General features: G+C 71.2%; 7 protein-coding genes and 1 pseudogene. 7 read left to right on the plus strand and 1 reads right to left on the minus strand.

The features are described from left to right. Positions 1 to 24 precede the first annotated feature (24 nt). Entirely contained in the window at positions 25 to 636 is a 612-nt protein-coding gene (mobA, locus tag D7W79_RS34045) for a molybdenum cofactor guanylyltransferase (RefSeq protein ID WP_120529501.1), read from the minus strand. A gap of 177 nt (positions 637 to 813) precedes the next feature. Here mobA and D7W79_RS34050 point away from each other — a divergent pair, with 177 nt between their 5' ends. The 7 genes and pseudogenes from D7W79_RS34050 to epsX all read left to right on the plus strand — a co-directional run. Further along, a complete protein-coding gene (locus D7W79_RS34050; protein ID WP_120529502.1) occupies positions 814 to 2,067 on the plus strand; it encodes a molybdopterin molybdotransferase MoeA in 1,254 nt (417 codons plus the stop codon). Beyond that, positions 2,064 to 2,462: pseudogene (gene mobB, locus D7W79_RS46315) on the plus strand (molybdopterin-guanine dinucleotide biosynthesis protein B); the annotation flags it as partial. The gene D7W79_RS34050 and the pseudogene mobB, both read left to right, overlap by 4 nt. Before the next feature lie 84 nt (positions 2,463 to 2,546). Continuing rightward, positions 2,547 to 3,491, plus strand: coding sequence for a formate dehydrogenase accessory sulfurtransferase FdhD (locus D7W79_RS34055; RefSeq protein WP_439099258.1), 945 nt, complete (start codon positions 2,547 to 2,549; stop codon positions 3,489 to 3,491). Between the two features lie 293 nt (positions 3,492 to 3,784). Next, entirely contained in the window at positions 3,785 to 5,257 is a 1,473-nt protein-coding gene (epsZ, locus tag D7W79_RS34060) for an exopolysaccharide biosynthesis polyisoprenyl-phosphate hexose-1-phosphate transferase EpsZ (protein ID WP_171438292.1), read from the plus strand. A gap of 116 nt (positions 5,258 to 5,373) precedes the next feature. Continuing rightward, positions 5,374 to 6,933: an exopolysaccharide biosynthesis flippase gene (gene wzx, locus D7W79_RS34065; RefSeq protein ID WP_244222127.1), complete on the plus strand. Its 1,560-nt coding sequence runs from the start codon at positions 5,374 to 5,376 to the stop codon at positions 6,931 to 6,933. Positions 6,934 to 6,941: 8 nt separating this feature from the next. Continuing rightward, the gene (gene epsY, locus D7W79_RS34070; RefSeq protein WP_120529505.1) at positions 6,942 to 7,577 is read left to right on the plus strand and encodes an exopolysaccharide export protein EpsY; all 636 of its coding nucleotides are present in this window, start codon (positions 6,942 to 6,944) and stop codon (positions 7,575 to 7,577) included. Between the two features lie 4 nt (positions 7,578 to 7,581). After that, positions 7,582 to 8,751: exopolysaccharide export protein EpsX (gene epsX, locus D7W79_RS34075; protein ID WP_120529506.1), on the plus strand; the 1,170-nt coding region annotated here is incomplete at its 3' end.

Below are 8,751 nucleotides of genomic sequence, written 5' to 3' on the forward strand. Positions count from 1 at the left end.
GCCCCACACGCCCCCGTCCCGAACTCACCGCTCCGGCAACGTGACGCCGTAACGCGCCAGGTCCTCCGGCGTGTTCACGTTCGCCAGTGCGCGCAGCTCCGGATCCACCGCGCGCAATGCGTCCACGGGCAGTGTCCGCGTGCGGAAGCACATCAGCACCTGCCGCATGGATGGCTCTTCCGACAACGCTTCACCCCACCGCGTCACCAGGTCCGCGCGATACGCCGCGAAGAGCGGCTCCCAGCGTCCATCGCGCTCGAAGCACACCGCGTCCACGTCCCCGGCCCGCGCGTCCAGCACCACCCGCGCCGCGGCCTCCGTGACGAACGGCATGTCACATGCCACCGCGAACACCCACGGCGTGCGGGCCGCGCCCAGGGCCGCATGAACGCCTCCGGGCGCTCCCTTCCCCTGGACTGTGTCCTTCACCGTGCGAAACCTGAAGCGCTCGTACGGTTCCGGAACATTGGCCACCAGCACCACGTCCTCGAAATGCGAACCGAACGCCCGCAGGCGTTCCAGGGTTGTGAGCCCCTCCACGCTCAGCAGCCCCTTGGCCACGCCTCCCAGCCGGGTCCCCTGCCCCCCTGCCAGGATGGCCAGCGTCACGTCGGGAAAGGTCGTGGATCCATCCATGTCCGCCGACCCTACACATCTTTCCCTCCGTCCACTCCCCCGCCGCTTCGCCCGGGAAACACGTCACTCCCTGGATTTCGCCAAGCCCCAGAGGGAGGGAGCAACCGCTGTTCCCATGCCCCCCGTGGACAAGGCACGCGCCGCCCGTCATAGAGTCCGGCTCCCCCTCCTGGACGCATGCCGCTGACTCCCCTCCCCGCCGCGCGACTGGCCGCGCTCGATGCCATCGCGCCCGCGGCCCCCGTGCACCTTCCCCTGTTGGAAGCCCATGGCCGGTTCCTCGCCGCTGGCATCACCGCGTCTCGCGCGCTGCCCGGCTGCGACAACTCCGCCATGGACGGGTGGGCCGTGCGCGCCGAGGAGACCCGGGGCGCCAACCGCGACCGCCCCGCGCGCCTGCGCATCGTCGACACCGTCTACGCCGGCCACCTGCCGCGCCGCACCCTCCAACCTGGCGAGGCCGCGCGCGTCTTCACCGGCGCCCCGCTCTCCCCCGGCGCCGACGCCGTCGTCCGCCAGGAGGCCGCGCGCCCCACCGACGACGGCACCCACGTGGACCTCTTCGTCTCCGTCACGCCCGGCAATGACCTGCGCCGCGCTGGCGAAGAGGTGATGCCCGGCACGCCGCTGTTCTCCGCGGGCCAGCGCGTGGACGCCACCGTGCTCGGCGTGCTCGCGTCGCTGGGGGAAGCCACCGCGCTCGTGCGCCCCGCGCCGCGCGTCGCCATCGTCGCCACCGGGGATGAGCTCGTTCCTCCCGGCCAGCCCGCCCAACCGCACCAGGTCTTCGAGAGCAACCGCATCCTCGTGGCCGCGCTCGCCCGCGAGGCCGGCGCGGACGTCACGCACCTGGGCCGCTCGCGCGACGACGAGGCGGAGCTGCACGCGCAGCTGGAGAAGCTGGCGCCCCAGGTCGACGTGCTCATCACCACCGGCGGCGCGTCCGTGGGTGATCGAGACTGTGTGAAGCGGGTCCTCTCCCGCATGGGGGCTCGATTCCTCGTGGACGGCGTCGCGCTCAAGCCCGGCAAGCCCGTGGCCGTGGCCCGCCTGGGCTCCACCGCCGTCGTCGTGCTGCCCGGCAACCCCGGCGCCGCCACCGTCGCGTTTGATCAATTCGCGCGGCCCCTCCTCTTCAAGCACCAGGGCGTCCTCGAACAGCGCCGCGTCACCCGCGCCCGCCTCTCCGAGTCACGCCACAAGCAGGCGGGCCTCACGTACCTCGTCACCGTCGCGGCGCTCGAAGCGCGTGACGACGGCGCCGAGCCGTGGGCACGCCTGCGTCCCCAGGGCGCCGGACAGATTCTCCAGAACGTCGCGGCCCGGGGTTGGGCCGTGCTCCCCGCGGGCCGCGCCGACTTCGCCGAGGGCGAGGCCGTGGACGTGCAGCTCTTCGACCCGCCGGACTTCCAACCCGTGGAGGCCGCGTGAAGCCGCCTCCCGCGCTCGCCGTCATCGGTTGGTCCGGCGCCGGCAAGACGACGCTCCTGGAGCGCCTGCTGCCGGAGCTGACCTCGCGCGGCCTGCGCGTGGCGTACGTGAAGCACTCGTCGGACGCGCACCCGCTCCACCGCGCGGGCAGCGACACCGCGCGCCTGGACGCCGCGGGCGCCGTGACCACGGGCTTCGCCACGCCGGATGGCACGCAGCTCACCACCCGGCAGCCGCTGTCCCCCGCGCTCCTGGCCCGTGACACCGACCGCGTGGACCTGCTGCTCGTGGAGGGCTGGAAGGACGGCCCGCTCCCGAAGCTGGAGGTGTGGCGCGAGGGACTGGAAGCGCCGCTCGCGGCCTCGCGTCCGGGGGTGCTCGCCGTGGTGACGGACGCGCCCGCGCTTCCACCTTCAGTCGCCTCGCGTCAACGCCTGCCAGTGAATGCACGCGCCGTCGCGGACTTCCTCACTGCGTGGCTGCGTGATCAGTCCGCGCCTCGCAGCCCGCGCCCTGAACCGCGCGGCGTCACGCATCGCGCCGTGCGTCGCTTCGACGGAGACACACTCCGTGAGACCGAGGATGACCGCGTGGCCGTGGAGGAGCCGCTGGAGATCCGCGTGAGCGGCGACACCGTCGCCACCACCATGCGAACCCCAGGCCATGATCGAGAGCTCGCGGTGGGCTTCCTCTTCGCCGAGGGCATCCTTACTGATGGAGCCGACCTGGGCAGCCTCTTCCACTGCGGCCATCCCGGTGAGGAAGGTTACGGCAACGTGTTGGAAGTCGTTCCCGCCGCCGGCGCAGTGCTCGACCTGGAGCGCGTGGAGGCCACCCGCCGCGGCACCCTCACGACCTCCGCGTGTGGCGTGTGCGGCCGCCGAGACGTGGACGACCTGATGGCCACCTGCAACCCGGTTGCGCCTGGCCCCGTCCTCTCCGCCCGCACCGTGGCCCGCGCCACCGAACGCCTGCGCGACATCCAGTACGCCTTCGAGCACACCGGCGGAGTGCACGCCGCCGCCGCGCTGGACGCCCACGGCGAATTGCTCGCCGCCCATGAGGACGTGGGCCGCCACAACGCCGTGGACAAGGTGGTGGGGGCCCTGGTCCTGGCCGGCGCCGTGCGCAGCCCGCGCCGGCTGCCCACCCCACCTTTCCCCACCGCGCCCACGGTCCTCGCCGTCAGCGGCCGCGCCAGCTTCGAGATCGTCCAGAAGGCCGCCCGCGCCCGCATCCCCGTCGTCGTCAGCGTGTCCGCCGCCAGCTCCCTGGCCATCGACCTGGCCCTGCGTGCTGGCGTGACGCTCGCTGCGTTCTCAAGGAACGGCCGCTGCAACGTCTACACCGCGACAGAACGCCTGCAGGCCCACGCCCAAACCCCGGGAATCCCTCATGACTTCCGCCATGACCCATCCCGGTGAAGGGGCAGGCAGCCAGGTGTCAGACCGGCATCGTACATGCAGTCCACGGCCAGACCGGGTCCGTTTGGAGTCCAGCGAAGATCCAATGAACCCGCCAGACTTCAATGTCTCCGGACACAAAGTCGCATCAGACGGCGGGCACAGGCCTCCAAGCTTTCACTTGCTGTCACGTCTTTCTTGCTGAGCAGTGGTTGCGCCGCGACGCACAATTTGGCAGTCTTGCATTTCCTCCTGGTTAAACTTTTCTAGCCTAGACGGTATCCTCTGCGAAACCTGAACGTGAGCAGAGGGGGGTGGACACGATGAGCAGTGCGACTGCAAGCGCCGAGGTCAAGGCTCCCGCCTCGACGGTGAATGGGGCCTCGACCGAGGTCACCGATCCGCCGCGCCTGGCGCCGGGCTTCGCGGCGAAGTTGAACCTCACCGTGGATGTGGCGCTGCTGGTGGGGGTGCTGCTGGGGTCCGCGTGGATGCGCGGCGGGCTGACGTTCCCCATGAGCTGGGAGCTGCCCAGCATGGTGGTGACGGCGGTGCTGGTGTGGCTCATCACGGGCACGGCGCTGTGCCTGTACGACTCGCGCTTCGCCGAGCGCAGCAAGCTGGACCACGTGGCGCTGGTGTCCGTCACCACGCTGGCCGTCGTGACGGTGCAGGCGGTGCTGGAGCTGGCGATGCCGGCGGCGGCCCACGTGGGGCTGGCGCCGCTGCTCTTCATCTTCTGGCCGGTGGCGCTGATGCTGCGCCTGGGCGTCTTCCGCCAGGTGGCCTCGCAGGAGGCCCCCACGGAGGAGGTGCTCATCGTGGGCACCGGCGCCATGGGCCGGTACACGGGCGAGGACCTGCTCAAGCGCGGCCGTCACAAGATCCTGGGCTACGTGCGCTTCCCGGAGGACCACGCCTCCGGCGACAGCCTGCCGGCGGACGTGCTGGGGCCCGCGGACGAGCTGGAGCGCCTCTTGCGCACGCTGCCCGTCAGCGAGGTCTACATCGCGGGCAACACGCTCAAGCAGGGCGAGTCCATGCAGGCGGCCATCAAGCTGGCGGAGCGCTTCGGCGTGCCGTTCGCGCTGCCGGCGCACTCGTTCCGCCTGGACCGCGCCCGCCCGGTGGAGTCCCGCGCGGTGGCGGACGGCTACCTGCACTTCGCCGCGGTGGCGCCCAAGCCGCACCAGATGGCCATGAAGCGCCTGTTCGACATCGCCGTGTCCGCGGTGGCGCTGTGGGCGCTGCTGCCGCTGTTCCTGGTGGTGGCGGCGGCCATCAAGCTCACCTCGCGCGGCCCCATCTTCTTCAAGCAGCTGCGCACCGGGCAGCACGGCAAGCCGTTCTACATGATGAAGTTCCGCTCCATGGTGGTGAACGCGGAGGAGCTCAAGGAGCGGCTGGCCGCGCAGAACGAGCAGACCGGCCCCGTCTTCAAGATGAAGAACGACCCGCGCATCACCGGCATCGGCCGGTTCATCCGCAAGTTCTCCATCGACGAGCTGCCCCAGTTCCTCAACGTGCTGCGCGGTGAGATGAGCATCGTGGGCCCGCGCCCGCCGGTGCCCAGCGAGGTGGCGAAGTACGAGACGTGGCAGCGCCGCCGCCTGTCGGTGCGTCCGGGTCTCACCTGCATCTGGCAGGTGTCCGGCCGCAACCAGATCTCCTTCGAGCAGTGGATGTACCTGGACATGCAGTACATCGACCACTGGAGCCTCACCGGCGACCTGCGGCTGCTGCTGCAGACGGTGCCCGTGGTCATCACCGGTCGCGGGGCAAGCTAGCGACCGGAGTGTGCTTCCCGGGCCCGGCGTTGACGCGCCGGGCCCGTTTGTCTTTCCATGGGGCGGGCCTTCCCCCCCTTGAGTGCGCAGCAGCCCCCTGAAGGCCCGCATCATCCATGACCGTGAACAGTCCTATCTCCCCCTCCGCTGAAGCCGACGACGGCGCCCGTGCGAACGAAGTGCGCGGCGCGGTCCGCAGCACCCTGCAGCTCGGAGGCTCGCTGATGGTGACGTACGCCATCGCGCTGGGCATCCGCGCGCTGATGCCGCGCTACCTGGGCCCGGAGGCATTCGGCTACTTCAACTGGTCGGAGGCGTTCGCCGCCACGTTCTTCGTGGCCACGAACCTGGGCCTGGAGACGTACATCCGCAAGGAGGTGCCCGTCCGCCCGGATCACGCGAGCGACTTCTTCGGCACCACCATGCTCCTGCGCCTGGGGATGACGCTCATCCTCATGGTGGCGCTGGCGCTGGTGCTCCACACCACCGGCGAGCCCCCGGAGGTGCAGCACCTGGTGCAGTGGTTCGCGGTGGCCCAGTCGCTCATCGTCGTCAACGCGTCCATGGCCGCGCTGCTGCACTCCAAGGGCAAGGTCGCGGGCCTCTCCGTCTCCAACGTCATCACCAAGATTGTCTGGGGCGGCGGCCTGGCGCTGATGGCCGCGTTCGGCGTGGGCCTTCAGTGGCTGGCCGTGCCCATGGTGCTGTCGGAGGCGGTGAAGCTCGTCATCAGCTGGAAGCTGGCGAAGGAGCACCTGGACCTGAAGTTCCGCATCGACATCGCCGCGACGAAGAAGGTGATGAAGGCGTGCCTGCCGTTCTTCCTCACCGCGGCGGCGCTGGCGTGCAACGGCCGCACGGACATGTCGCTGTTGGGCAAGCTCGCGTCGAAGGAGGAGGTGGGCTGGTACGGCGGTGCGTTCAGCATCGCGGGCCTCACGTTCCTCATCTCCCCCATCTTCGGCTGGGTGCTGATGCCCATGATGTCGCGCGCGGCGGCCCGCTCCCCCCAGGAGCTGTCGCACCTGACGCGCCGCTCGCTGGAGGGCGTGCTCGCGTTCACCGTGCCGGTGATGATGGCCATGGTGCTGGGCGCGGACCTGTGGGTGCGCCTGATGTGCGGCCCCGGCTTCGAGCCCGCGGCGCTGCCCCTGCGCGTGCTGTCCCCCATCTTCGTGATGGCCTACGTCACCATGGTCAGCAGCATCTGGCTCACCATGTCCAACAAGGAGTGGTGGGTGACGCTGGCGGCCACCATGGGCGCGGTGGTGAACCCACTGTTCAACCTGGCGCTCATCCCGTGGCTGTACGGACGCATTGGCCCGTCCGGCGGCGCCACCGCCACCGCGCTGTCCATGTTCCTCACGGAGGTCATCGTCACGGTGCTCTTCCTGGGCCGCATGGGAAGGAACTCCTTCGACCGGCGTTCGCTGCTCATGGTGGCGAAGACGGCCGTGGTGTGCGGCGTGTGCGTGGCCCTGGACCGGGTGCTCTCTGGCGCGGGCGTGGCGCCCTGGCCCCGGCTGGGGCTGACGGCCGCCACCTACGTGGCGGGCGTGCTGGGCACCGGCGCGGTGCGTCCGGCGGAGCTGATTCAGGTCGTGCGCATGGCGCGCCAGCGCGGTGGTAATGGAGCATCCTCCGAGGTGGCCGTGTCGGCCGCCCCCACCGCGTGAGGAGCGCCATGCCGTCCGTTTCGTCCCGATTCCGCGGCCCCGTCTCCCGCGCGCTCGCGTGCGCCGGGCTGCTGCTGCTCCTCCCCGCGTGCGGCGGCCTGGGCAAGTACACCTGGGTGAACGACTACCAGGAGAAGCCGGTCGCGTCGGACGCGGAGTACCGCATCGTCCCCGGCGACGTGCTCAACGTGAAGGTGTTCGGCCAGGAGGCGCTCACCACGCGCGCCAAGGTGCGCGAGGACGGCCACATCAGCCTCACCTTCCTGGATGACGTGGAGGCCGCGGGGCACTCCCCGGCCCTGCTGGCGCAGCAGATCCAGACGCGGCTCAAGGACTTCATCAACCACCCCGTCGTCACGGTGTCGCTGGAGGAAGCGCGCCCCATGTCGGTGACGATGCTGGGGGAGGTGGCCAACGTGGGCGCGCACGTGCTGGACCCGGGCGCGACGCTGCTCCAGGCGCTGGGCGCCGCGGGCAGCTTCACGGACTACGCCCACCGCGACCGCATCTTCGTGCTGCGCCGGGACGACCCGCAGGCCGAGCAGCCCACGCGCATCCGCGTGCGCTACGAGGACATCATCCGCGGCGAGGGCCGCGCGGCGGCCTTCCGCCTGCGCCCCGGCGACGTGGTGGTGGTGGAATAGCCGGATGCTGGACGCGGCCCTCACGAGCCTGTGGCTGGAGGTGGCCTCCGCCTCCGTGACGTACGACGCCGCGGCCCGCGTGGACACCCGCGCGCGCTCCATGGAGCAGCAGGCCACGGGTGAACCGGTGGCCCCCGTGGCGGCGGACATGGACATCGTCCCCACGCTGGGCCTGAAGTACGACGACGGCAGCGCGGTGGCGTCCGTGCAGTACGCGCCGCGCATCTCCTTCCGGGAGGCCACCACCGCCCCGCGCACGGAGGTGCAGCACGTGGGGCGCCTGCTGGGAGACTGGCGCCCGTCCCGCGGCCTCACCCTGCACGGCACCCAGGAGTTCGTGCTGGGCCAGGTGAACCTCTTCACCAACCTGCCCCTGGGCGGCGGGCCGGGCGACGACCCGACGGTGCCCGGGGACACCCCGGTCCCGGACGTCCCCATCCAGCCCCTGCCGGAGGGCGTGGACACGGTGTTCTTCCTGTCCTCGCTGACGACGCTGGCGGCGGAGACGGTGTGGCTGGGCCCGGGCTGGCGGCTGTCGGGCAGCGCGGGCTTCTCCGCCAGTGGCGGCCTGGACGACGCGGCGAAGGAGGCGGTGCCCTTCCAGTACGGCCCGCGCGCGCAGCTGTCCCTGGGGTACTCCCCCGCGCCCCGGCACACCCTGGCCACCACGGTGGGCTACACGGACTCCCGCTTCTCCACCGGTGCGCGCGCCACGGTGACGACGTTCACCGGCGCCTGGACGCACCGGCTGGACCGCCGCACGTCGCTGGAGGCCGGGGTGGGAGTGGGCGTGGCGTACTCCGTGCGCGCGACGGAGGACGCCACCCCGGACACGCCCGACACGCCGGACACCACCCCGTCAGCCATCTCTCCAGGTAGCAGACGGCTGACGACCCTTCAGGTCGGGGACACCCCGGCGGCGGACCCGGCGCAGCGCCTGGAGCTGTTGCCGGACCTGACGCTGGCGGTGTCCTACCGGGTGCCCTCGCGGCTGGCGGACTTCAACGGCCGGCTCTCCGCGCGGGTGACGCCCTTCGTGGACCGGCTGACGGGGCTTGTCTACCCGAGGGCCGACCTGACACTGAACGGCACCTGGGCGCTGGGCCCGCGCTTCCGGCTTTCCGGGACCGCGGGCAGTGCTTTCGCGGTAGGCGGGGCCGTGGGGGACCGGCAG

It is taken from the genome of Corallococcus exercitus (genome assembly GCF_003611585.1).
GTDB lineage: Bacteria > Myxococcota > Myxococcia > Myxococcales > Myxococcaceae > Corallococcus > Corallococcus exercitus.

Excerpts from the sequence above, each read along its gene's own strand:
- mobA (WP_120529501.1), bottom strand. The coding sequence starts at position 636 with ATGGATGGATCCACGACCTTTCCCGACGTGACGCTGGCCATCCTGGCA.
- D7W79_RS34050 (WP_120529502.1), top strand. The coding sequence starts at position 814 with ATGCCGCTGACTCCCCTCCCCGCCGCGCGACTGGCCGCGCTCGATGCC.
- wzx (WP_244222127.1), top strand. The coding sequence starts at position 5,374 with ATGACCGTGAACAGTCCTATCTCCCCCTCCGCTGAAGCCGACGACGGC.
- epsY (WP_120529505.1), top strand. The coding sequence starts at position 6,942 with ATGCCGTCCGTTTCGTCCCGATTCCGCGGCCCCGTCTCCCGCGCGCTC.